Here is a 25,687-nt window from a genome sequence, read left to right on the forward strand (position 1 = left end):
AAGGATGTGAATTATTGAGTTTTCTTGCCTCTTTTATCACTTTCTTCACTTATTTTATACTTTCAATAAAAATCGGTAGTTTTGAAAAAATTCGATATATCAAAAATAGAAGACACCCCTCATACTCTTCATTAATTGGAATAAATTGAGAAGATTTTAATCGTGGACATGAGCGCAATCCGAGGAGGGGGTGAGAAAAAAAGATATTTCATAGTGTATTAGCTCGCTATCTCATCCAAGACAACAGCGTGCTTTTACTCGAAGACCCACCAAATTCATGTTGGAAGGTGTGGATTTATGCGAAGGCTGTCTGTTAAATTAGTTTCCTTTATTTGTACGATCGCTCTACTTACCGGTTTATTTCCTATCATCTCGTTTGGCGCGACCCAATCGTTCTTTGCGCCAGCTGAAACATCCGGCAGCATCTCCGTCAAACTGTATCCGATGGAAAATGTCACCTCAGGACAAACGAAGCTTGTTACGTTCGGCGTACCGTTTCCAAGAGGCTCCATAACGCCTGCGAATGTATCGAAAATTCGCGTGCTGAAAGGAGGCACGGAAATTCCCGCCTATGTTGAAATGCAAACGCCATGGCGCAGCATAACAAACGCTTCTCTGGATGGAGCTTCCGTTCGAGTTGCGCGCATCCAGATTCAGAACACGTTTACTTCCGTATATCCGAATTCGGAGACGATAACAGTAGAATGGGGTCTCAACAACCGGAGCCAGAACATTGCGACACTTACGAACCCGAGATCGGCATGGCATCAAGTGACGTCGGGTACGTTCACAGCATCGGACAATGTTTACGAGCCTGACGTTTATGCGGTGCTGCCGAAAGACTTTCTTGCTGAAGGCGTGCTGAAAGGTACGCGGATGAGCACGTTCGACAGCAGCATAACCGAGTCAAGGGACAATCCGACCACGATGGATGCAACCGAGCATTGGACGGGTTACACGGAGATGGAGCATGCGTTCAAAAACAACTTCTATATGCTGATCAATGAGGATGATCCTGCCGTTATCGCCGGTGATTCCGGCTCCGGATACAAGAGCGACTACAAAACAAATTACGATCCATGGCTTTATGACCGCGCGGCAACGATGTACACGTTATACATGCGGAGCAGCTCGCTGAAAGCGCTGCGAGAGGCGGTGCGGAATACCGACTTTTACAAAACGAAAATTTATCCGGCTACAACAACGCCTTCCCGTGCCATCGGACTATTCACGTTAAAAAATCCTGATCCGAACGGCTGGCCGGGCGGCAACGGAGCCATGTACAGCTACGACGAGTCGATGGCTTATACGTATTGGCTGACGGGCGACAACGATATGCTGACCTACATCCCGCTGATCGTTCAGGCGCATGAAACGAATGACGAGCCAACGCGGTGGGATCCGAGCTTGGGGACTTGGACCGAACGGCATACGGCTTTCCGTCTGCTCGCCAACCTGATCGCTTACGAGGTTACGGGCAACACGACCTACAAGACTAACGTGCAAAATCAAACGGCTGATTTCATCTGGCATCAGAACGGTGCAGGCGGACTTATACCGGCAAACCGTGTCGACGGCGGACTATATCATTACGGCAGCCAGCATGGCGACGGCGTAACCAGCGATTTGATCGCGTCGACCTGGATGAGCGTGCTCACAGAAGATGCCATGATCCGTGCTTACGCATTCACGGAAGATACGAATATCGCTAATTTTGTGAAGCGTATGGGCACCTTCCTGAATAACGCTTCACGTTCCGATGCTTATCACGCCTACGATACTTATGTCGGAGCGCTTCGCTATCCGGATTATATGGTGAAATATGACGGTACTTCCGATGCGCTGGACGGCGGACGCGGAAGCTCAAGCAACCCGACCGGCGGCACGACGATCGAGCATGACCTGGAAGTGGGGAACGCGATTTTGTGGGCCGACTACTTCAATCAGCTGCTCGGCGGTTCGCCAAATACGACATGGGAATCGGCTGTAAACGATCTTTACTACGGCTATGATATCGGCGTCAACTTCTGGATTCGCCCGACCGGTCCAACAGCGGGGAAAACCGCTTATCGGATTACGCCAAACCGCAAGTGGGGCTGGGAGTTCCGCACAACCGGAAGCTTCACGTGGCTGGCATCCCAACTGCTGACCGGCTCCGCTCCTGGCGATACGACGGCCCCGACGGTGTCGATCACAGCGCCAACTAGCGGGCAAACGGTATCGGGCACGATAACGGTGTCGGCGAACGCCTCCGATAATGTTGGCGTCGCGGGCGTACAATTCAAGGTCGACGGTACGAATGTCGGGACCGAAGACACGTCTTCACCGTATTCGATCTCGTACAACACCTCGGGCCTGGCGGCTGGCTCGCACACGATTACGGCGGTAGCGCGTGATGCAGCGGGCAATACGACGACATCGTCCTCGGTGTCCGTGACAAAAAGCGCGGCTGCCGATACGACGGCGCCGACGGTATCGATCACAGCGCCAACAAGCGGCCAAACGGTATCGGGCGCGATAACGGTGTCGGCAAACGCCTCCGATAATGTTGGCGTCGCGGGCGTCCAGTTCAAAGTCGATGGCACCAATATCGGGACGGAAGACACGACTTCGCCGTATTCAATCTCGTATAACACGACATCGCTTACAAACGGCTCACATTCGATTACGGCTGTAGCGCGCGATGCTGCAGGAAATACAACGACATCGTCCTCGGTGCCAGTAACCATATCGAATAGCGCAACGGGAACGGTCACCTTCCAGCAAGGAGTGAGCAGTTACACCGGCGCGAAGGATGTGTCGCTCACATCGCAATGGAGTGGTAACGGGGGCAATATTATCAGCGGCACGTTGAAAGTATTCGATCAGACCAGTCAGACAACGCCGTATGAAATCGATTCGCTGCTGCGCTTCGATAACATATCAATTCCGGCCGGCAAAACGGTCGCATCGGCAAAGCTGACACTCAAGATGAACACATGGGCGTCCGGCTTTACGATGGAAGGTCGCTACATGCAGACCGATTACGATCCGACTTATTCGCTCATCGGGTGGCAGAACCGCAAATCCGGAGCGCAATGGGCGACGGCAGGAGCCAAAGGCAACGGGACCGATTATATGTCTGGCAAATCGTTTGCGATATCCAGCTTCACAGCGACCGGTGATCAAGTGATTGATATTACCCTCGATCCGACCGTCGTACAGGGCTGGCTAACCACACCGTCCACCAATCAGGGCGTTCTGCTGTATATTGATAATCCAACTAACATAGCGGTTGATATCTACTCCGCAGAAGACGCCACAGCAGCAAACCGGCCGAAGCTGTCGATCACGTACCAGTAAATAAAAAATTGGCCAAGGAGTAAATTTCCTTGGCCTTTTTTTTCGGGCAGTTCTAAAATGGTGCAAGTCATTGCGTTAACGGAAGGACACCGTACCACAACTGAATGAATAAGATAGTACCGCGACACGACTTTCTCATAATATCTTGTTTATGAAAGGGGGAGTATGTATGGTTCGTAAATATACGACTGGACCTCTGAATAATTTAACGGAGAAAGATAAGACTGTCTCCAAAGATATTGTTGTAAACTCGTTAAACCAGAATCAACATAAGAATGTTAAAGTTAGAATCAAAGTGTATGCATTAAATGGGAAAAAGAAATTGATTCATAACATTGCGTTAACTGTGAAACCGAACGCATCAACATATAATAGTTTTTTTGTCGGAAATGCGAAGCAGTATGAAGTCCAATTTATAACCAATCTTTCTAATGTTCAATTTGCATCGTTTGGGATCAGTCCGAAAGATCGTTTTGTTGCCGCGCATCGAGTAATCAACAGTGAATTAACCAGAATGGCATGAGTATGCTATGACTTCGTGCAGGTTCACTTAAATATAAACCGATTAAATGCGCCGCTTAATCGCGGCTTTTTGTTATGGATACAACTTCTTGTCCTTTCCAAAAGAACGAGAAACGCCCTGTAAAGAATGATTACAATCATTTATAACCTGACATCGCGACTGGGAAGAAGTGGGAATTCATGCTATGGTAAAACCATTCCTATGAAAGGGAGTGGTCGATGTGACTACAATAACCTTAATTTTGTTTACTGAAGGCAGCCAAATGTTTGGATGAATTTCGCAACGGTATCTATGTAACGACGAATAGGCGATTTACGGCTAATGATTTCACCTAATATCAGGGAGGTCATCACTATATGCAACGACCCCAAATATGGCACTATGGCCTTGTCGCGCGTGCGCATGCCGAATTGTGGACGGAAGCTGGTCCGGAAACGGCGTACTACAAGAAGCTGATCGAGACATCCGGACAACCGGCGCTTGATCTGGGCTGCGGCGGCGGACGCTTATTGCTCCACTTATTGCAAGCTGGCCTGGATGTTGATGGCTGCGACTATTCGGAGGATATGCTTGCAGTCTGCCGGGAACGAACGGCAAAGCAAAACCTTTCACCTCGGCTCTATGCGCAGGCCATGCACGAGCTAGATCTGCCCCGGCGCTATTTGACGATTTTTGCCTGCGGTGTGATTGGTCTCGGGGGAGAGCGTCGTCTGACTATGCAGGCCATGCAGCGCTGCCATGAGCATCTACGTCAGGGCGGCACGTTCGCATTCAACTATACGGCGCGATGGAACGATCCGCCTGCTTGGTTGGCGAGGTTGCCTGCATACAGGCGGGCTGAACCCGAGGGATGGCCCGCATCCAGTGAGCGTCAGCTTCTGGCCGACGGCACGGAGCTTGAAATCGCTGCCCGCTCACTTGAGACAGATCCCCTGGAGAATGTGTCCACCCGTCAGATGCGGCTCCGGCTGTGGCACGAGGGGAACCTTATCAAGGAAGAAGTTCAAACGCAAAGATTGGATGACTATACGAAGAACGAGTTGGTGTTGATGCTTGAGCGCGCAGGCTTCAGCGACATACAGATCTTTGGAGATTTCAGTGACGAACCAGCTAACGCAGACCACCATGAACTAATCTTTATCTGCCGAAAGTAAAATCGCGTACCAATGTGCTGAGCCAGGAATTCTGCTAGAGATGAAAAGTATAATGTGAAAGCCGCGTAAATCGCGGCTTTTTTGTGTTATGAGATAAAGTTCTTGTCACATCATATATGTTACAATATTAGAAAGGTAAACTTTGCAGGCACACCACAGCAATAAGACTTCTAACGAAATTAAGTTCTTGATAGATCCCCAACAAGGACATTTTATCTAACAGTGCTTTAATAAAGGAGCTGTATAAAATGAATGAAAATAAAAGTACAGAAACAAAACGTTCTTCAAAAGCAGAAAACATTCTACCTCAGATCAACAGTAAAACTAAGCTGGGCAACATACGAAAAATCGCAAAGGACATTAATAAAGATCACGAACTAGCTATGGAACTTTGGTCAACCGAAAAGTTTTTGCCCAGACTATTAGCAATCTTAATTATGGATAAAAAACTTCTAACACAAGAAGTGCTAGATAAACTTGATAAGGATATGCAGACTCATACTTTTGATGAGCGAAATCACTTAATGGATTGGTTAATGGCTAATCAGCTCACCAAAGACAAGAAGACAATTGCATTAATGGAGTCATGGGCAAATAGCCCTTCTGCTCTTCAAAGACGAGCTTGCTGGTATTATCAAGCCCGATTGAGATGGACTGGACAAACACCGCCTGATAACACCGAAGACTTACTATCAACATTAGAAGCCACTATTACGCAGGAAGAACCGGAAGTTCAATGGGCTATGAATTTCACCGCAGGCTGGATAGGCGTTTATGATGAAAAGAATCGTGCACGGTGTATTACACTTGGTGAGGAAACGGGTCTTTACAAAGATGAAATAGTAGCAAAAGGATGTACGCCAAGCTATTTACCGGAGTTCATTACGATTGAAGTAAACAAACGACTTCATGAATAATTACCTTTGAATAATTTAGTAGGTATAATATCGTCCAGTATGACAAAAAAAGCCGCGATTCGCGGCTTTTTTCATGCCATGCGCGGCCTCTTTGGGGTGAAATAGTCCCTCGCGAGAAAAAAGAATGTTAAATATTTATTTTTTGTCGAATTTCAAGCAGGCAATCCTCGGAATTTAGTCGAATTATAGTAGATAGGAGTGGTTAAATTTACCTATAGGTCGAGGTGTCCGCAGGAATGAGGCTAAACGTATTCATCCGAATTTTTTTGATTATAGCGAGTATCTTGCCGATCGTACCGAATCTCGCGGGAGCATCTCCGGCTTCGGCCGATTCTTCGATTTCATCCTGGCAGATCAAATGGGAGACGGAAGCAGATCGGCTTGCGGCGCCCGATCAGGCGCTGAAAGCCGATGGGTGGCAGGACATCCAGGCTTCGGAGCCGGCAGTATCCAAACCGGAATACGCGGTGTCCGCATGGATCCGGATTAAGCTTCCCGAAATCGGAATGAACCAAGGGGTGTTCTTTCGTTCGATTTATGCGCAGAACATCACCGCTTTTCTGGGCGGGGAAGAGGTCTTTCGTTCGGAACGCAAGTATTGGTTCGATCTGAACCGCGTTTTGATTCCGCTTGAGAATCACGACTCCGGTCAAGAGCTGGTCCTGCATCTGGAAAGCCAAACGGACAGACTGGGCCTCGGCCGCGGAATTAACATCTCGGATTACCAGGATCTCCTGCGTTTGTACGCGAAATTCGATTTGCTCGACATCATCTTGGGCAGCGCTTTTGTCTTCGTCGCCTTCGTCATGCTCGTATGTACGGTTTTTCTCGACCGGAATCAATTGAAGAGCTGGCTCGCGCTATGCTTTATCATTCTCCCGATAGGCGGGATCTTGTTCGGATACTCGCCGTTCCTGTATACCTTCTACGGAGAGTACGGTTTCCTTTATCAAGGAATGTTCGATCTTTCCTTGTACGTGTTCTTGCCGTCCTTAATGATCTTTTTCGAGCAGTTGTTCGGAAGCGGCCATCGCGGCATAGTCAAGCATTTCCGCCGATTCCAGATCGCCTATTCCATCTTTGGTAGCATTGCATTGACTGTCAACTGGGCATCTGGCTACGCATTACAGCAATATTACTTTTTCGTATCGGTTACGTGCATCGGCATAATCATGCTGGCCCAATTTATCCTGATCCTCATCATTCTGGTCAGGCAGCTGTGGAATCGGAATATCGATTCGATTATCCTCTCTATCGGATTGGCTGTCTTTGCAGCGGTCAGCGTGGCGGAACTGTTGAAATTCTACGCATCTTCCAAGACGTACGACCTGTCGTGGTGGAAATGGGGGCTGGTCGCCTTCGTGTTATCGCTCATCGTGCTGCTCGGACGCCGAATCTCCTACCAGCATAAATTAATCATTACCTACTCGCGGGACTTGGAAATTTACAACTCCGAGATGCAGCGATCGGAGAAAATGGAGATTATCAGCCAACTAGCGGCTTCGGTTGCGCACGAGGTCCGCAACCCGCTTCAGGTCACGCGCGGCGTGCTGCAAATACTCGAGAAACGCCACGACATCGCGCCGAATACCGAGAACTTTTACCAGCTTGCCATCGACGAGCTTGATCGGGCTTCGACGATCATTACCGATTTTCTTACCTTCGCGAAGCCGGAGCTGGAACAAGTCGACGAATTGGATTTGGCAGACGAATTCAAGCACGTGGAAGGCATTATCGTCCCGCTGGCCAACCTTCAGGGCGGCCACTTGGAGATGAGCGTGCCCCGATCGCTGCGGATCATGGGCAATTCCTCGAAGCTGAAGCAGGCATTGATTAACATCATTAAGAATAGTATCGAAGCGCTGGAAGGCTCCGGCGTCGTGAAGATTTGGGCATACGAGGAGCGCGAACAGGTCGTCATTCATATTGCGGACAGCGGCGCCGGGATGGATGAGCGCATACTCGAAAGGCTGGGGGAACCGTATTTCACCAACAAAACTAAGGGGACCGGTCTTGGGCTCATGGTGACGTTCAGGATCATCGAGGTCATGCAGGGGACAATCAAATTCAAAAGTCAGAAGGGCGTTGGCACCGAAGCGATGATTCGTTTCCCCGCCGCGCGCTATGTAGAAACAAACGCGAAGGTCTCTATATGACCTTCGCGTTTTTTTGCAGGAAATATTGCACTGTAGCAAAAGCCGAGCATTACCAGGTACTGAGTGTGCTATCCGTTTTTGCGACTTCACTCGGGTTTTGAGGGATGACGAGCGCGAGCTTGGAAGGCGTTTCTTCGATGACGACCAGTTCCACGTCTTCCGGTAAAGTCAGATTGAAGGCTTCTTTCAACGCTGCTTTCGGGTCTGCCAGCAATTGGGCTTTGAAAGATTCGTCGGACCATGCTTTCTCGATGATTTGTTGCTGCAATTCTTGTTCGGACATCTGGCTGCACCTCTTTAATAGGAATATACTACCATATAAAGCTTATCACTATTATTGGGACAATTCTACTATTAATCGCTAGAATGCGACAATTTTTGCACCGAAAAAAGGAACCCCCTGGGCGGGCGATTCCCTTAGTCGTTTCTTTCATATGTCTTTCTTACCATGACTCGTAGGCCGATATCGGAAAGATTGCATGTTAATTACCGTTTATTGTGCGAAAGCCAGTACGCAAATCCACCGCCTAGAAGCTGTTTCTTCGTTTGGCTCAATTGCTCGCCCGCTTCTGTCAGCTTGTCAGCCAAATGAGATTGGAACGCGGCCAAATGGGGGAGAGCAAGCTCCAGTCTAGTAAGAGCATCGCCATTCGCTTGCGTTAGCTTCGAGTAACGGCTTAAGGCGCCGTCGATGTAGATGGCATTCCTGATATCGGTTTTCGTAATCAGGGAGGGGGACGCCGCTTTCTCGGAGGCAATCATGCCAATCAAGCTGTTGGCGTTATGCAAGTCGAAGTCTTCTTCCCAATCGGACCAATCGTCAGACATTTGCAGCGTAGCCAATACGAGATCGACCGCCTCGGAAACGGCGGGCTCAAGCTCGCGGCGACCGGCGAGTAGCAGGGCGCCGGTACTCGCCAATTTGACGGGTGCCGCCTTTTGCGCGAGCTTGGCCGGAGATAGGCTGACGGAAGGACTCTCATAGGCAACCGCCATGGACCAGTCCGTCACGTAAGCGCGATAATAGCTCCAAAAAGGGGAGCTGCTATCAAACAACGAGCGGTACAGGTCCATCATGCTTAGATGGAACAAATTGCCGAGGGCCAGCTGCTCTTTCCAATCGGACGGGGCGGTATCCATGAGATCGTCCTGGATGAAAAAATACAGCATGACGAATACGTTAGCGAGCGACAAATCGCGATAGCGCTGTGAATCCAACTCCGTAATGGGCTGCATCCAATACGGCAGCAAGTAGCAGATATGGTTCTTCGTACCGGAAGGATTCAGCGGGTTGAAGGCTTGCAAATAATCGCGCCCTTTGTCGTTTAAAGGTGCCGGAAAGGCATCGATCAGCCGTTCCGCTTCCCGGAACACATAGACAAGTTCTTGTTCGTAATCGGATCTCCATGACATCGTTTCTTGGTCCTCCCGGGTTGGTAATCAAATGCGTTGAATCGATAAGGCGAACATGCCAGCCCCATAGGAGAAGGACTCTTCGCTAAGCCATTTGTCCAATTCCTGCTTTCGCTCATCGGACAAATGATTGCTTTGCATGATCCGGGTCACGGTTTCCATGTAGCGGTGCAGCAACCGCTTCGTTTCGCCGTCTTCAGCCAGGATGCGATATGGCTGCAGCTTCGTTTGTAAGCCGCCGAGAGCCGAGGTTAATTCGGCCAGCTGTTTGCCGACCGGCTTCGGAATGCGATCCAGCAGCGGCTTGCGCGAAGCCCTGAATAACGTTTCGAATCGAGGCAGGCAGTCGGCGGGCAAGGGACCGGTTGCGTCGTCGTCCAAATCGATGACGATGATCAAGGAATCGGCATGGGTGACGGTTCCCAGCCAAGTCAGAAAATGCCCGAAGTCGGGGAGATGCAGGGCGACCAGTCTAGCGATGACGACATCGAACGGCTTGGCCTGTGGCGTCCACTCCCGATAATCAGCCTGAACAAATTGCAGGCCCGGCGCGGTTCTTTCCGCAGCAAAGCGGTAAATGCGTTCATCCTTTTCGAGACCGATGCATTTCAAGTGCGGGTAGTCCTGTTTGACAGCCTCCAAATAGGCACCGTTTCCACAGCCGATATCAAGTACGGACGAAGCGGCTTGAAGCGGCTCATGCAGGACCAGCGAACGCTCACGCTCAAAGAAGAGCTGCACGGTCAGCGAAAGCATATCGTTGAACAACTTGGTAGAATCGTCGATGCCCAGCGTTAACAGCTCCTTTATCGGCAATGTGATTGATTAGATTAAGTATAAGTTGTAGAATGCGGTCGAACAATGCCAAATGACAAGAACTTGATCTCATTCCAACGAATAGGCAGGGAATCGTATAATTGAAATATTAGCAATAGCTCAAGCAAGGCAAGACTATCACTGACTGTATCTGTCAACTATATTGAAGTACACTGCAAGTAGGAGGCGATTCAAGTGATCCATAAGGCCAATGAATTACCGGTTATGTTTTTTGGCGAACAACAATCTCTCGAGAATTGGCTTGAGAACAATCATGACACTTCACCGGGAATCCGGCTGCAAATTACGAAAAAAAATTCCGGTGCAGTTACCGTATCCTACGATGAGGCACTTGAAATTGCCTTGTGTTACGGATGGGTTGACAGCCAGAAGGAAAAGTTTGATGAAAAAATGTGGGTTCAACGATTTACTCCGCGTAGGGCTAAGAGCATCTGGTCGAAAATAAATAAAGACAAAGCAGAGCTTCTCATTACAAGTGGAAGAATGAAGCCCTCTGGGTTCAAAGCGATTGAAGTTGCCAAAAAGAATGGGCAATGGGATAAAGCCTACGAATCGCAAAGTATCGCTACTATACCTGAGGATTTCGCAATTGAACTAGAGCGTAGTGTCAAAGCGAAGGCATTCTATGATACGTTGAATAGCCAAAATAAATATGCAATCCTGTTCAGAATCCATAATGCCAAGAAGCAAGAAACCCGGGCGAAACGAATTCAACAGTTTGTAGCGATGCTTGAAAAAGGTGAAAAAATATATCCCTAATCAGCCCCTATCGATTTTGAACTAACGGGCAACTGAGAAAATGGTCCTTGGATCCGTAGACAGATGCGTGCCAATTCGTTAATCTATTGAGACACGATATCTCCAGGGAGGCACCTCGCAATGGCAAAGGATATCCGTTCCCGAATCGAGATCGACCAGATTAACTGCGAGAAGGAACTGACGCTTGCACTAATCGGCGGCAAGTGGAAGCTCATCATACTCTGGCATCTGGGCATTGAGGGCACGAAACGGTTCAACGAGCTCCAGAAGCTCATACCCACGATAACGCAGAAAATATTGACGAACCAGCTCCGCGAATTGGAAGAAGACAAGCTCATTGATCGAACGGTCTACCCCGTGGTACCGCCTAAGGTCGAGTATAAGTTGACCGCCTACGGCGAGAGCTTAGTCCCTATCCTGAAGCTGATGTATGAATGGGGCATGAATTACGGCCAGCAAGTGCTCGGAAGAGACACCGCGAAGATTGCCGAATCCATGTGAATTTTGCTTCTCATCGCTATGTATCAATCAGGCAGATCCCACGCGGGGTCTGTTTTTTTTGTTCGGAACAGTTTCCTGGAGGATACGGACTTACCTGAAAGTGCGTACTTCCTTATTGAGCAGTATCCACTTAGTATGGAAACATTGCCGTCAATACAATGGATCAAAGGAGAGAGGTATACATGGAACTGCAATTAGCATTGGATTTGGTGAACATCGCGGAGGCAAAGCAAGTGGTGAAAGAGGTCGCGCCGTACATCGACATCGTGGAGATCGGCACGCCTGTCGTCATCAACGAAGGGCTTCACGCCGTAAAGGCGATTAAGGACGAATTCCCGTCGCTGAAAGTACTCGCTGACCTGAAAATTATGGACGCCGGGGGATATGAGGTCATGAAAGCGTCCGAAGCAGGCGCGGATATCATTACGGTACTCGGCGTATCGGACGATACGACCATTAAAGGCGCAGTCGAAGAAGCCCGCAAGCAGAACAAGAAAATCATGGTAGATATGATCAATGTAAAAGATATCGCGGGCCGCGCGCAGGAGATCGACAGCCTTGGCGTCGACTATATTTGCGTCCACTCCGGCTACGACCACCAAGCAGCAGGTAAAAATTCGTTCGAGGACCTGGCCACGATCAAGCGCGTGGTGAAGCAGGCAAAAACGGCGATCGCCGGCGGCATCAAGCTGCAAACGCTGCCTGAGGTAATCAGCGCGCAGCCGGATCTCGTCATCGTCGGAGGCGGAATTACCGGCTCCGACGACAAGCAGCTGGTCGCAGCCCAAATGCATCGAATGATCAAGCAAGGGTAACGCCTGTGAAGACGCATATTGCTGCATCTTCCATTCTGCTGGAACTGGAGCGGACATTGCATCTCGTACGGCCGGAAGAGATCGAGGTTCTTGCGGAGTCTGTTGCAAACGCGGGAGCGATTTTCGTCGCAGGGGCTGGCCGCTCCGGATTAATGATGCGCGCGTTCGCGATGCGATTGATGCATATGGGCTTTCGTGCCCACGTTGTAGGGGAGTCCGTTACACCGGGCATTGCCGCGGGCGATCTGCTCGTGATTGGCTCCGGTTCGGGCGAGACGAGAACGCTTGCGGCCATGGCCGCCAAGGCTAAGAGTCTCGGAGCAGAGGTCGCTGTCCTGACCGTTGTTCCGGAATCCACCTTGGGCCAGCTGGCGTCCGCCTGCGTCATCGTTCCGGCCGCGACCAAAGACGGTTCGACGGGCATGGCATTTACCGCTCAGCCGATGGGCAGCTTGTTCGAGCAATCGCTGCTGCTGTTGCTCGATACGATAATCCTGCACCTGATGGATAAGAAGGCGCTCGAAGGCGCGGCCATGTTCAACAATCACGCGAATCTGGAATAGCCTCAGCAGCCTTTATTTCATGCCGTTAAATGTGAGACAAATCAAAACACCTTCAAGAAAATGATTCCGTGTCGAAAGATATGGAGGTCACCTTGGAGGTGTTTTTGCATTGGCTTATGAAACGTTAGTGTCGGCTTTGCCGCTGCTCAATCGTCATGCTGCAAAGGTAGCATGATGGTAATTTTAGTGCCCAATCCAGCTTGGCTATGAATGGTTACGCCGTAGTTTTGTCCGTAAGCAAGTTGCACGCGTTCATGAACGTTTTTGATTCCATATCCTGCTTTCGATTCGGAGGATAACAGGGTTTCTACTTGTTCAGAAGACATTCCGCAACCGTCGTCTTCTACTTCAAGCAAGAGCGCTGGAGCACCAACGTGCATGGATCGGTAAACACGGATGTTGATTATCAGACTTGTATGAACATCATATATGGCGTGATTAATGGCGTTTTCGACAAAAGGCTGCAACAACAATTTTAATGTTTCATACGTTGACAAGCTTTCGTCAACTTCCCAGCGTTCAATAAAGCTATCATCAAAGCGCATATGCTGGATTGCAAGATAGTGTTTGGTAAGGGCGATTTCTTTTTCCAGCGTAATATATTGATGCCCCATATTGAGTGAGGTTTGATAGAATTTTGCGAGATGGTTGACGATTTTGCTTACTTCAATATCATCGTTTTGGATGGCCAGAGAGGAAATACCCGACAGCGTATTATAAAGAAAATGCGGATTGATCTGGCTTTGCAAGGCATAAAGTTCCGCATCGCGCTTGGCAATTTCCTTGACGTACAGCTTATCGATCAAGTCTTTGAGACGCGTGCTCATCTTGTTGAAAGCCGCGCTTAATTGACCGATTTCATCCCTGCTGGAATCAGTGAGCAAGAGAGTGAAATTTCCTTGCTCTACTTGAGCTGCTTGACGGTTTAATTTACGCAGGCGGCGCGAAAGGTATTTGGCAATGACAATGATCATTAAGACGGATAAGACAAGACAAAAGAGCGCAATGACAACAATTTGCATAGCTGTTTGACGAGATGAACGCATGATTTCGTCCACCGGCGTGAGAGAAACGGTTTTCCAACCATCATGCATAGTGTTGTACACCAGCAGATTGGGATGTCCGTTAATGGTCACGATTTCTTGGTTGCCGGACAAGTCGGGGCCGATGGCTTCGCTGAATGACAGGTTTAACAGCGATTTATCGGATGCGGAGATGATTTGATTGTGTTCATTGAGCAAGTAGACGCTTTTGTTCTGCTCTTCTTTTTCGATTAACTTGTAGAGTAATTCTTCATGGAGACCGATCGTCACCATGCCGTAAAATTGGTTTTGCGCGTTAAAGTTGAGAATACGCCCGAGATAGATGACGTTTTTCCCGTTTTTGTCTTCTTGAATGACGTTGCTGAATATATTGTTGCCGTACGTTTGTTGTAATTGAATGAGGTACTCAATCGGTAGATTTTCATGCGTGATATGTTTGAGAAACAGACCATCCTCCGGAAGCGTTTGATTGTCTACATAAAGGTTGATGCTGGCAAGGTTGTTGTTCGCAGTCATCAAGCTGTATAAAAGTCCATCGATATATCGGTATGCTTCGAGGATCGAAATGTCGCTTGTGTAGGTTTGCGTAAGATAAGCTTGTAAGGTCTCATCCGTATAAATCATAGATGAAATTTGGCGAAGATTATCTAAATGGGCGTTTACATTGCTGCTGATTTGTTGGTTGCTGCTAGACATATTTTCATAAGTCAATTCGAGCAGCCGTTGCTCCGTACGGTCATAGAAGAAAACCGTAATGAATATAAGAGGCGTGATCGTGACGGTAAGAAACATGAGCAGCAGTTTCTGCAGCAAAGTCGAATTGTTGAACAGCTTTTTCAATGTTTTCATGTTCGTAGTCCCTTTTTCGCATGCGTACGGTATTGGTTAGGGGTAAGCCCCGTGCGTTTGAAAAAGATAGAGCCGAAATAGGAAGGACTTTCATAGCCGACCCGTTTGGCAATCTCATGAACTCTGATATTCGTTTCCTGCAGCATGAGGCAAGCATGGTCCATGCGGATCTGAGTGACATATTCGATTACCGTTTTTCCGGTAACATCTTTGAATATCGTTCGGAGATAGTTGGGTGAAAGAAAGATGAGTTCAGCCAGCATATCAATCGAAATAACCTGTCCATAATTATTTTGTATGATTTGGCATACTTCGTTGACAATTTCGATATGTCGATCGACAGGAGATGCTTCCAGCTCGTCCATCATGATGCTCAGGATTTGCCGCATGTGCGTCTTCATGGACTGCATGCTTTCCATCAGGGAAAGGCGCCCGAAAAAAGGGGAATCTTTTTCGATTATGTCTTGCAAATGACGGTTATTAGCCGCAACTGCGGACCGTACCGTATCAAAAACGGAAACGCTTTCTACAAAAACTTGACTGATATTTCCCGGCGGCAGACCGCCATCGTAAAAGTCATGGAGCCATTCTTCAACTTGGTCCCTGCGGTTTTGTTGCACGGCGGCAATCAAGTGCTCCGTTCTGGGGAATGGATCCTTGCGCCATAAAACTTGCCTGTTTTCCACATATTTGTCGACAAGTCCGGTGCCGTGAATCGCAACCATTTGATTGCGCATTTGCAGCATCTTTGGCCATTGTTTTGTAAAGGAGAGCAGCGATTGCGGGTTGTCCGTCAGGAACAGAGATATAGAGCGCCCCGCATTCGCGGTCTGATTCCGCCAATGCGTTAACGCATTGCTATCGGCTTCCTTCGTGATGAATATCCATTGGCCATCGCGCAGCTTGGTCAGTATGCCGGGAGAAAAGCTGGGCAATCCGGCGATAGAAAATTCCAATCGTTCCACAGTGGAAAAATCGCCGGAAGGCGCGTCGAATGCAAGCGGGTTCTCTGCCAACAGAGCATATTCGTCAATACTGATAAACACGAAGTAAAATGTTTTGTTATCCGCAGGAAGATGCAAATGGTGGTTGTATACGGTTGTCACTTCTTCCGCTAAGCCGGAGAGCAGATTACCCCCGATTTGAAGAAGTTCGCGCAGGTATTCTCCCGATGTCAATAAGGCGGAATTGAGCCGGTTTTTCTGCTGCTCGCAACGTTGACGAACCGTCCTCATCGTGGCAGCCAGTTCTTCGTGGTCAATCGGCTTCAGCAAATAACCGCATGCACCATGTTGCAGCGCGGCACAAGCATAATCAAATTCATTGTATCCGCTTAGAAAAACAATTTGAATGTTAGGAAAGCGAGTATGAACTTGCTTACAGAGCTCAATGCCGTCCATGACGGGCATTTTAACGTCGGTAATGAGAATATCAGGTTGCAGGGCTTCTATTTGTTTCATTGCATCTCTTCCGTTGCTGGCAGTGGCAACGACACGGCAGGACATTTGTTCCCAATCGATATAATGGGCAAGGGCGTTCAAGGTAAGCCGTTCGTCATCGACTAAAATAATAGTGTACATAGACCCTCCGCGCATGTCGTTAGATATAGTTTAGCAGGAACAATAGGGTGTAATCTCTTAAAAACCCTTACTTAGAACAGAGTATAAGTTTCGATGTAGGCATTGTCAATGGAATGGATTCCGTTTGCCGGATCCCTGATTTTGTCTGCGTTTTTTGTGTATTTTTACACTTAAATCCATATTTTCCGCCCAAATGCTTGATATTGCGAAAGTTAGTTTTTTTGCGATAGAAATCGGAACATCGTGATATAGCCATACAATTCAAGATTCCCTATGATGAATTCATAAACATAAATTGGACACGAGGAGGCGGGAGAATGGAATTCGAGGTGGATAAAAGCAACGAGAAAATACCGTTTCTTAAAAGTCCTACGATTAAAAAAATGGTTCGTCAGCGATATGTTTATTTGCTTCTCATCCCGGGAGTGATATGGGCGGCACTGTTTGCTTATGCTCCCATGGTTGGTTTGTTTATGGCATTCGTAGATTATAAGCCAACGTTAGGGGATTTCTGGGGCTCGCTTTTTAAAGCGGACTTCGTGGGATTTCAGTGGTTTGAATACTTCTTTTCGGGGCAAGATTTTGGGCGAGTGATGCGCAATACTTTGGTTTCAAGCGTGCTAACGCTGTCCATAGGGTTTGTTCTTCCCATTTTTATTGCGATAACGCTGAATGAAGTAAGGATAAACTGGTTTAAACGGACGGTACAAACAGCCTCCTATTTGCCATTCTTTATCTCATGGGTCGTCGCCGCGAGTATCGTGATTACATTGTTGTCCGCTGAAGGACCTGTCAATCAACTGCTCATGAAAGTCGGAGTTGTCGAACAAGGCGTTTTGTTTATGCAGGAAGGCAAGATGTTCTGGATCATTATCGCCCTTTCGAATGCCTGGAAAGACATGGGCTACAATTCCATCATGTATCTGGCAGCCATTGCGGCCATTCCAACGGAGTTATTCGAAGCCGCGAAAGTGGACGGCGCCAATCGATTGAAGCAAATCTGGCACGTTCTGCTGCCGATGCTGCGGCCTACGATTATTATTCTGTTGATTTTGAACATTGGCAACTTGATGAATACCGGATTCGATCAATATTTTTTACTGGGTAATTCACTGAACAGATCCTATTCCGATGTCATTGATACTTATGCGTTCCGTTACGGCATTCAGAATGGCATGTTCTCCTATGCAGCTGCCGTAAGTATGTTTAAATCCGTCATCGCTTTTGTTCTGGTGATAACTGTAAACCATATTTCTAAAAAAATGGGGCAAACACATCTGTTTTAAACGTTTGTGCATGCGGCTGGGGGAGGAATAAGTAAATGGATCATGAAGTTGCGCGGTGGAACAAGACAGGCGCTGGAAGCAAGCGGTCACAGCGCTATACGCTGGCAACCATTACGGGGAGTACGATCATTTACGGATTTTTATTGTTATTGTTCATCGTTACGTTTTTTCCGTTCTGGCATATCTTCGTTTTGTCCTTGAACGATGCGTCCGACCCGACTTATGGACAATTTATGCTATGGCCAAGCGATTTCAGCCTGGAGTCTTACAAAACCGTTTTGAATGATGCGGAAATTCTGAATTCCATCCTAGTGACGGTAGGTCGAACGGTGATCGGAGTCCCTCTTACGCTGGCTTGCGTTTCCATGCTGGCTTATGCGCTAAGCAAAAGAGAACTTGTAGGCTGGCGCGGCATTAATTTGTTTTTTGTATTTACGATGTATTTCAGCGGCGGATTGATCCCCACTTACATGGTCGTGCGCAGCTTGAATCTGATCGACAGCTTCTGGGTTTTTATCTTCCCCGGGATTATGAGTATATTTTGGATGATATTAGTCCGCACCTATATGGAAGGTTTGCCTAAAGAGATGGAGGAAGCGGCGCAAATCGAAGGTGCAAATGACATTGAGATTTTTCTGAAAGTAATCATACCCGTGTGTACTCCGGTACTGGCAACGATCACCTTGTTTTCAGCCATTGGTCATTGGAATGCTTGGTATGATGCCTACATTTATACCTATAATCCCGATTTGAAAACCTTGTCGGCTGTATTGGTGAAAATTCTGAATCAGTTCCAAACCAGTGACATGTTAAACGCGGCACAGCAGCTTGCCAATGAACAGCGTAAGTTGCCGGTATCCAGCGAGAGTATCCGCATGGCCGTTACTATGGTAGCTACGCTGCCGATCATTCTTATGTACCCGTTACTGCAAAAGTACTTCCTAAAAGGAATGCTTATCGGGGCGGTTAAAGGCTAAGCGATATTCGACTTAGATAGATCTCGATTTCGCCCATATCCCGAAGCTGACATCAAGTAACGGGCTAAGGTTGAAATATAAATCCCCCTTACAGAAGTAGGAGGGAAGCAAGAAGCTATTTCATTCATAGGAGGGGTATCGGAATGAGAAAAAGAATCGTCATGACCGCGGTACTTGCAGGCACTATGCTTCTGAGTGCTTGTAGTTCCGGAAACAACAAGGTTGCCGAAAATGTAACCAAAGGAGAAGAAACAACCAGTACAACGAAGAAGCCGATTACGTTGACGTTGTTCGACAAAAACGTGGGCGATCCGTTTACTAATCCTGTTGCGCAAGAAATTACGGAACGTACGGGCGTGTTTATCGAGATTCAGCAGCCTACCGGCAATCCGGACGAGAAACTGAATTTGATGTTAGTCAGCGGTGATTTGCCTGATATTGCTCTAATCGACAGACGTGAAGCAACCTTGAACAAATACATTGCCGGCGGAGCTTTGATTCCGCTGAATGATTTGATTGAGAAGTACGCTCCGAATATCAAGGCGCGTTATGGCGACGTGCTTTCCAAAAGCGTGTACGAGGATGGCAAAAATTATTACTTGAACAACTGGTACGGCTTGGATCCGGATCCAAACTGGGCAATCAATATGCGTATGGATGTCCTGGAAGAGTTCGGATATGGCGAGCGAGCATTGGCCGGAGATTCCTTCACGCAGGATGAATTTCTAGACTTGCTGAGAAAATTTAAGGCCAAATATCCATCCGTAGACGGAAATCCTTCCATACCGATGACGGTGAACGCGGAACACATGCCTACTATCATTGGTTCATTCAAGGCGATGTATGGGATGAAAACGTATTATGAGAAAGATGGCCGTCTTGAGTTTATCGTAAGGGATCCGCGTTACTTGGAAATGATCAAATTCATCAACACGCTCTATACGGAAGGTTTGCTTGACCGTGAATGGGGAATCAACAAAGCTCAAAATTACGAGCAAAAAACGTCCAGCGGACGGGTGTTCGCAACGGCGGGCGGCATCGTGAACGAAGCCAACAGTGCGTTCCGCGCTCAAAACGGCGAGGATACCCATAAATTGTTCTACGGATTTAAAGTAACGGCCCCGGGCGTCGAACCGGCAGACACGACTTTCGGGCCTCGCAGTTCCTTGGGTTGGGACGGCGTCGGCATTACGGTAGCGAATAAGCATCCGGTAGAAACGATCAAATTCTTGGACTTCCTGGCAAGCGAAGAAGGTCAGTATTTGCTGATGTGGGGCAAAGAGGGCATGAACTGGAATATGGAGAACGGCGTTCATGTACCGACGCAAGAAGCGCTCGATGCCATTAGAGCGGATTGGGCGGAATTCTCGAAAACGACGGGCGCGCGCAAATGGACATGGATGATTCGAAATGGATTGGGCGAAGACGGCACTCCCTATGACTTAATGTTCCGTTACAACAGAGATAACGTGAATCAACATGCGCTGAAATCAATGGAAGGTTCCACTTGGGATACCGCGCTTTATGATGATCTAGGTCCAAAGGGTGGCACGCCTGACGCACTGAGCGAGCAAAAAATCAAGGATATTATCGACAATACTTTCTCTAATATGGTGTATGCCAAATCGCATGCTGAAATTGACGACATGTACAAAAAAATGATTGATGAGCTGGAAGCCAATCAAGCCGTGAAAATTGAAGATATTTACACGGCTAACTACAAGGTTCGTATGGAGTTGTACAATAACGCCGAAAGCAAATAAGCATGTAGCAATCCAAGAAGCATCGCTATGGTGACGGGGCAGAATGCGACAAGATGTATGCTGCCCCATGTACGATTCATGTAGGAGAATTCGATTTCCAAGGAGATATAAGATGGCTATTCATATTGGAGAAAACAATGTTTTTTTGTTAAGCACAAAACATTGTTCGTATAGCTTTTGCGTGGATCAGGAAGGGCTCTTGCGGCATCTGTATTGGGGCGCGCGCATAGATGCGATCGAGGATTTCAAGAATGATCCGTATGTGTGGGAGCAGGGCTTTCATCCCATCCATGACGTCAAGAGAGAAGAATGCTCCTCTTTTGGCACGATGCGGTTCAAAGAAACCTCTTTCAAAGTAACGTTTGCCGATGGCGTCAGAGATTTTCGTTATCGTTACGTAGGGCATACGATTGACAAAGACGAACTCACAGTGCTCCTGGAAGACACGGTGTATCCGCTTCAAATGTCCCTGCACTACAAGGTGTATGAAGAAGTAGACATCATTGAAAAGCGTCGTACGGTAAAAAACAGCGGCAGCGAAGTCGTTACGGTTGAACGTTTGCATTCGGGAGAGTGTTCGTTGCCCGGAGCAGGCTGGAATCTAAAAAACTTTAACGGCATGTGGAATTCCGATTTTGATGCTTACGAGCAAAAAATAACGGGCGGAAAAACGGTGTTGGAAAGTTTGCGCGGCGCAACGGGCCATGTAGCCAATCCGAGCTTTGTTCTGCATCAAAATGCTGGGGAAACATACGGTGAAGTCTATTACGGCGTTCTGGCATGGTCAGGAAATTTCAAAATCGTATTGGAGCAAACTCCTTACGAGTATTTAAATATATTGGCGGGCATAGGCGATACGGACTTTGAATGGCGATTAACGGGCGGGGCAACTTTGGAAACGCCGGCTCTTTATCTGGGCTATTCTCCGGATGGATTCGATCGAATGTCGAATTCGATGGGGGAATTCGCAAGAAAGTACGTGATGCCGGAGCCCATGGCAGCAAAGCCTCTTTCCGTTTTATATAACTCCTGGGAAGCCACGTATTTTGACGTGAACGAGCAGGCGCAGCTTCAGTTGATAGAAAAAGCCGCGCAAGTAGGCGTAGAGCTGTTCGTCATGGATGACGGTTGGTTCGGACAGCGCAAAGACGATCATGCAGGTCTGGGAGATTGGCAGGTGAACACTGTCAAGTTTCCAAACGGACTGGCACCGCTGATCCAAAAGCTGAAGAGCTACGGGATGCATTTCGGTTTGTGGATTGAGCCTGAAATGGTGAACCAAGGCAGTGAATTGTATCGCGCTCATCCTGACTGGGTCTATCATTACGCAAGCCGTCCGGTGATGGAAGGGCGTTACCAATATATGCTGGATCTTACTAGGCAAGATGTACAGGATTATATCATTGGAGAAATCGATCGGCTGCTTACGGAGAACGATATCTCCTATATCAAATGGGATATGAACAGAGGCATAAGCGAGGTTGCTTCCGCTATGTTGGATCGCAGCGAATTTAAAAGCATTTGGTACCGGCATACGAAAGGGTTCTACCATATTATCCAATCGTTGAGGGCGCTGCATCCCGAGGTAGAGTGGGAAGCTTGCGCAAGCGGCGGTGGCCGCGTGGATTATGGCGCCATGTCCTATTTCGATGAATTCTGGCCAAGCGATAACACGGATCCACTGGACCGATTATCTATTCAAGAAGGATATAGCTATCTCTATCCTATCAAGTATATGCGTGCATGGGTGACGGATTCGGGGAGCAATGGCAAACGCGCGATGCCGCTGTTATTCCGGTTGCATTGCTCGATGTGCGGCGCGCTTGGCATCGGTCTCAATTTGAATGAGAGTACGGAAGAGGAGACGGACCTTCTGAAAAAAAACGTGGCGCTCTATAAAGAAGTGCGTCCGATTATACAGTTTGGGCACTTGCACCGATTGGCTTCGTTGCAAGCGGACGGATTGCAGGCCGTGCAGTACGAAAATGGAGAAGAAAGCGTATTGTTTGCATTCCTGGATCATCCCTCTCGCTGGCGCACAACCTTCACGATTCGTCCAAGAGGGTTGGATGCGAATACGAGTTACCGGGTGGAGATAGAAGGGCAGCAACAGCAGAACTATTCAGGCGCGTTTTTGATGAACAGCGGTCTCCGCATAGTACTGAATCATGATTATGCAAGTTGCATGGTGCGCTTGTTGCCGGATCGTTAAGTACTTAGATGATGATCAAATAACAAATAAAAACGAATGGATAGGGGATTGCATCTATGTGGAAACTGTATTCGCCTAATCGTGCGGTTAGTCTTACGGTATTCGAGAATTCCGAGAAGGAATTAGAGTACGCTGTCGAGCGCAATGGCCAAACGGTAATCGAGCAGAGCAAGCTTGGCTTTGAAAGCGATTTGGAAAATTTCACGAAGGCCTTTCGTTTCGTAAAGGAAGCCCGTGTCGTAGTTGACGAGACCTATTCGATACCAGCGGGCAAAAAAGCGGTTTATGGTAACCATGCGAATGAAATGACGTTAGAGTTCGAGCGCGGAGCGTATACGTTCGTACTGTGCGCGCGTGCTTACGATGATGGGGCTGCTTTCCGCTATCAAGTCCTGTCCGATGCAGAAATACCGATGAAAGTAATCCGCGAAGCAACAAACTTCACTTTGGCGGAGGCCTACGACGACTTGTGGTTGCAGCACTTGACCAGCAGCTATGAAGCTACCTATGATCATACCGGATGGGAAGACAAAGAAGGCAGAGATTACGGAATGCCAAGCTTGTTCCACGCCGACAACGGCGGTTGGGTCATGATTACGGAAGCAGAGGTCTATAACACGGACGGCAGCTATTGCTCTTGTCATTTGCGCGGAGCGGGCAAGCGAACCCTATCTTTGGAATTCGCTCCGGAGGAGCTGGGCTCGCCTCTCTCCTGTAAACTGCCGTTCTCCTCTCCTTGGCGCGTCATCGTGGTGACAGACGACTTGAACGAAATGGTGAATACAACGATTAACTATAACTTGAATCCGCCTTCTACCATGGAGGATACAAGCTGGATCAAGCCGGGACGTTGTTTATGGGCTTGGTGGGAATATATGAATAGCGCACAGCTATACACGGAGCAAAAACGGTATGTGGATTTTGCGGCAGGGATCGGATTCGAAGGACTCACCGTGGATGCGGATTGGGATATGACGTGGCTGAAAGAGTTGTGCGATTATGCTCATTCGAAAGGGATTGTCGTATGGCTGTGGAGCGCCATGCAGTATATCGACACCCCTGAAAAAGCGCAGGAGAAAATTCCGCTCTGGGCAAGCTGCGGGGTAGACGGGCTTAAGGTCGATTTCTTCCAGAACGATTCTCAGCACACGATGTGGCAATATGAAATGATAGCTAACGTCATGACGGAACATCGGTTGATGATTAACTTCCATGGGGCAACCAAATGTATGGGCGAAGGACGTACATGGCCGAACTTTATGACGGCGGAAGGAATCTTGGGACTCGAACATTATATGTGGAGCGGCTTGCCGGACGCTCAGCATAATTGTACGGTTCCGTTTACGCGCAATGTGGTCGGTCCGATGGATTATACGCCGACAGGATTCTCGAACAAAAACCGAAACACGACGTTAGCGCATCAAATGGCGCTTTCAGTCGTATACGAATCAGGCGCTTCGCATATCGCAGCTTCTATTTACTATTTGGAGGCGTGGAGAGGGACCGATTTCTTACGCCGCATGAAGCCTGTTTACGATGAAGTAAAGGTGTTGTCCGGATTCCCGGGCCATCATGCCGCCATTATGCGCCGTTCCCAAGAAGAGTGGTTGATTGGCTGCATAACCAACGAAGCGATGATCGTGCGTCTGAAAATGGATTTCCTGCCCGAAGGAGAGTTCGAGGCTGAAATTTATGAGGATGACTCCAGCGGCGAAATGATGAAAGTGAAGCGCCGCAAAGTGACCTCCGCCGATGTAATCGAACTTCCGCTTCTGAAGAGCGGCGGCGCCGGAATCTATATCGCCCAAGAAATCTCGGGGCTGCCAAAAGGGATTTGTTCCGGTTACATGAGCGAAGCAAGAACAGAGTACGTAGCGTTAGCCGGAAAAACGCTGCAAGGCAGCGAGCCTGTCGTGTATGAAAACGAACAGGAAGCCGTATTGCTCAATGGCAGTATCGTGTTCGCAGTGAAAACAACGGACTCGCCTCAGACCCTAAGACTGTTCTATGCGGCAAAAGAACCTTGGACGATGCGCGTAAGCGACGGAATCAACAAAGTGGACATGGACATGCCGCAAAGCGGCTCTGATAAAATCTTTCTAGCCAAAGACGTGGTATTTCCTTTCGTCGGCGGCGAGAGCGCTTTGATCATCGAACGTATTGCAGGAGTCGTGCCCGCTTTGGAAAAAATCCATATTATTGATAACAAACCGCAGCAAGAGTTGTATATTCCTGTTGGGAAAGGCAGCTTGAGCGGTGGCGCGGAATTTGTTTTGGACGCAGCAGGCATGGAAAAGGTAACAGGTCTTGGTAATGGAGGCGAGCTTAAGTTCGACCATATTATGCTGCCTAAGGATGGCTACTATCTAATGCGCTTTGACTACTGTGCAGGGGAAAGCAGAGACCTCAGTGTAGAGCTTAACGGAGGAGCGCACACATACAGAACAAATTTGCACAACACAGCCGGCTGGGGCTTCCCTAGTTGGGATATCAAAGACCAGCGTGAAATTCGCATTTGGATGCAAGCAGGCAACAATACCTTGCGTCTATACAATGATGAAGGCCGGGCAGTTCATATCTACGGTTTTGCGATTATTGCAGATGAGTAAGAATGGGATGCTGACTAAGGGCAAGAACTTGGCACCGTATTATGATTGCTGAACACTACAGGATAACCATTCTAAATTCGGCCATAAACATTCGGTTGCTTAGTCCCTAGACTCAAGGCCTCAGATAAAGAAGCAGCTGCTATCGTATACGATCGGCAATTGCTTCTTTATCTTTAAAAATTTGTTTTAGGTTGTGGAGGGGATTCATGTAAAGCTTAAACGTTTGTACAAGATACACAACGAGGCAATTACCTGAAAATAGGTTGACGATCAATCCATAATCTGATATCGTTCTTAATTGTAATAATTACGTTCAACTGAAATGGTTGGACATTTATTTTTTAACTTAAATCGTAATTATTACGTATTAGTTTGATTATCCCATACG

At 48.0% G+C, this 25,687-nt stretch carries 19 protein-coding genes; 14 read left to right on the forward strand and 5 right to left on the reverse strand.

Annotated features, from left to right (window positions below; all coding sequences use genetic code 11):
* Positions 1-297 precede the first annotated feature (297 nt).
* The 5 genes from BM412_RS09510 (at position 298) to BM412_RS09530 (ending at position 8,092) form a co-directional block, all read left to right on the forward strand.
* On the forward strand, positions 298-3,342 hold the full coding sequence (locus tag BM412_RS09510; protein WP_091216782.1) for an Ig-like domain-containing protein: 3,045 nt from the start codon (positions 298-300) through the stop codon (positions 3,340-3,342).
* 169 nt (positions 3,343-3,511) lie between these two features.
* Positions 3,512-3,865, forward strand: a complete 354-nt coding sequence (locus BM412_RS09515; protein ID WP_091216784.1) for a hypothetical protein — start codon at positions 3,512-3,514, stop codon at positions 3,863-3,865.
* 356 nt (positions 3,866-4,221) lie between these two features.
* Positions 4,222-5,019, forward strand: coding sequence for a class I SAM-dependent methyltransferase (locus BM412_RS09520; RefSeq protein WP_091216787.1), 798 nt, complete (start codon positions 4,222-4,224; stop codon positions 5,017-5,019).
* Between the two features lie 248 nt (positions 5,020-5,267).
* Positions 5,268-5,936, forward strand: coding sequence for a DNA alkylation repair protein (locus BM412_RS09525; RefSeq protein WP_091216790.1), 669 nt, complete (start codon positions 5,268-5,270; stop codon positions 5,934-5,936).
* A gap of 236 nt (positions 5,937-6,172) precedes the next feature.
* The gene (locus BM412_RS09530; RefSeq protein ID WP_091216793.1) at positions 6,173-8,092 is read left to right on the forward strand and encodes a sensor histidine kinase; all 1,920 of its coding nucleotides are present in this window, start codon (positions 6,173-6,175) and stop codon (positions 8,090-8,092) included.
* Positions 8,093-8,141: 49 nt separating this feature from the next.
* On the opposite strand, the gene BM412_RS09535 is transcribed toward BM412_RS09530, so the two are convergent.
* From BM412_RS09535 to BM412_RS09545, 3 genes are all read right to left on the reverse strand, one after another.
* Positions 8,142-8,375 (reverse strand): NHLP leader peptide family RiPP precursor, encoded by a 234-nt coding sequence (locus BM412_RS09535; RefSeq protein WP_091216796.1) that lies wholly within the window; start codon positions 8,373-8,375, stop codon positions 8,142-8,144.
* 203 nt (positions 8,376-8,578) lie between these two features.
* Positions 8,579-9,505: a hypothetical protein gene (locus tag BM412_RS09540; RefSeq protein WP_091216798.1), complete on the reverse strand. Its 927-nt coding sequence runs from the start codon at positions 9,503-9,505 to the stop codon at positions 8,579-8,581.
* A gap of 27 nt (positions 9,506-9,532) precedes the next feature.
* Positions 9,533-10,321, reverse strand: coding sequence for a class I SAM-dependent methyltransferase (locus BM412_RS09545; protein WP_143111584.1), 789 nt, complete (start codon positions 10,319-10,321; stop codon positions 9,533-9,535).
* 195 nt (positions 10,322-10,516) lie between these two features.
* Between BM412_RS09545 and BM412_RS09550 the strand changes: the two genes are divergently transcribed.
* From BM412_RS09550 to hxlB, 4 genes are all read left to right on the forward strand, one after another.
* The gene (locus BM412_RS09550) at positions 10,517-11,101 is read left to right on the forward strand and encodes a YdeI/OmpD-associated family protein (protein WP_091216804.1); all 585 of its coding nucleotides are present in this window, start codon (positions 10,517-10,519) and stop codon (positions 11,099-11,101) included.
* A 120-nt stretch (positions 11,102-11,221) separates the two neighbouring features.
* Positions 11,222-11,602 carry a winged helix-turn-helix transcriptional regulator gene (locus BM412_RS09555; protein ID WP_091216807.1) on the forward strand — a complete coding sequence of 127 codons (381 nt, stop codon included), beginning with the start codon at positions 11,222-11,224 and terminating at the stop codon, positions 11,600-11,602.
* Positions 11,603-11,784: 182 nt separating this feature from the next.
* On the forward strand, positions 11,785-12,417 hold the full coding sequence (gene hxlA, locus BM412_RS09560; RefSeq protein ID WP_091216809.1) for a 3-hexulose-6-phosphate synthase: 633 nt from the start codon (positions 11,785-11,787) through the stop codon (positions 12,415-12,417).
* A 5-nt stretch (positions 12,418-12,422) separates the two neighbouring features.
* On the forward strand, positions 12,423-12,980 hold the full coding sequence (hxlB, locus tag BM412_RS09565; protein ID WP_091216812.1) for a 6-phospho-3-hexuloisomerase: 558 nt from the start codon (positions 12,423-12,425) through the stop codon (positions 12,978-12,980).
* Positions 12,981-13,126: 146 nt separating this feature from the next.
* On the opposite strand, the gene BM412_RS09570 is transcribed toward hxlB, so the two are convergent.
* Both BM412_RS09570 and BM412_RS09575 read right to left on the reverse strand, forming a co-directional pair.
* On the reverse strand, positions 13,127-14,872 hold the full coding sequence (locus BM412_RS09570) for a sensor histidine kinase (RefSeq protein ID WP_091216815.1): 1,746 nt from the start codon (positions 14,870-14,872) through the stop codon (positions 13,127-13,129).
* Positions 14,869-16,467 carry a response regulator gene (locus BM412_RS09575; RefSeq protein ID WP_091216818.1) on the reverse strand — a complete coding sequence of 533 codons (1,599 nt, stop codon included), beginning with the start codon at positions 16,465-16,467 and terminating at the stop codon, positions 14,869-14,871. Before BM412_RS09575 ends, BM412_RS09570 begins: the two co-directional genes overlap by 4 nt.
* 302 nt (positions 16,468-16,769) lie before the next feature.
* On the opposite strand from BM412_RS09575, the gene BM412_RS09580 reads away from it, so the two are divergent.
* From BM412_RS09580 to BM412_RS09600, 5 genes are all read left to right on the forward strand, one after another.
* Positions 16,770-17,738, forward strand: coding sequence for an ABC transporter permease (locus BM412_RS09580; RefSeq protein ID WP_091216819.1), 969 nt, complete (start codon positions 16,770-16,772; stop codon positions 17,736-17,738).
* Between the two features lie 35 nt (positions 17,739-17,773).
* Complete coding sequence (locus BM412_RS09585; RefSeq protein ID WP_091216822.1) at positions 17,774-18,715, forward strand: carbohydrate ABC transporter permease; 942 nt, start codon at positions 17,774-17,776, stop codon at positions 18,713-18,715.
* 143 nt (positions 18,716-18,858) lie between these two features.
* Positions 18,859-20,478: an extracellular solute-binding protein gene (locus BM412_RS09590; RefSeq protein WP_091216824.1), complete on the forward strand. Its 1,620-nt coding sequence runs from the start codon at positions 18,859-18,861 to the stop codon at positions 20,476-20,478.
* Positions 20,479-20,659: 181 nt separating this feature from the next.
* Positions 20,660-22,690: an alpha-galactosidase gene (locus tag BM412_RS09595; protein WP_177245741.1), complete on the forward strand. Its 2,031-nt coding sequence runs from the start codon at positions 20,660-20,662 to the stop codon at positions 22,688-22,690.
* 56 nt (positions 22,691-22,746) lie between these two features.
* Positions 22,747-25,299 (forward strand): glycoside hydrolase family 97 N-terminal domain-containing protein, encoded by a 2,553-nt coding sequence (locus tag BM412_RS09600; protein WP_091216830.1) that lies wholly within the window; start codon positions 22,747-22,749, stop codon positions 25,297-25,299.
* Positions 25,300-25,687 lie beyond the last annotated feature (388 nt).

Source organism: Paenibacillus sp. BC26, assembly GCF_900116125.1.
Lineage (GTDB): Bacteria > Bacillota > Bacilli > Paenibacillales > Paenibacillaceae > Paenibacillus_Z > Paenibacillus_Z lignilyticus.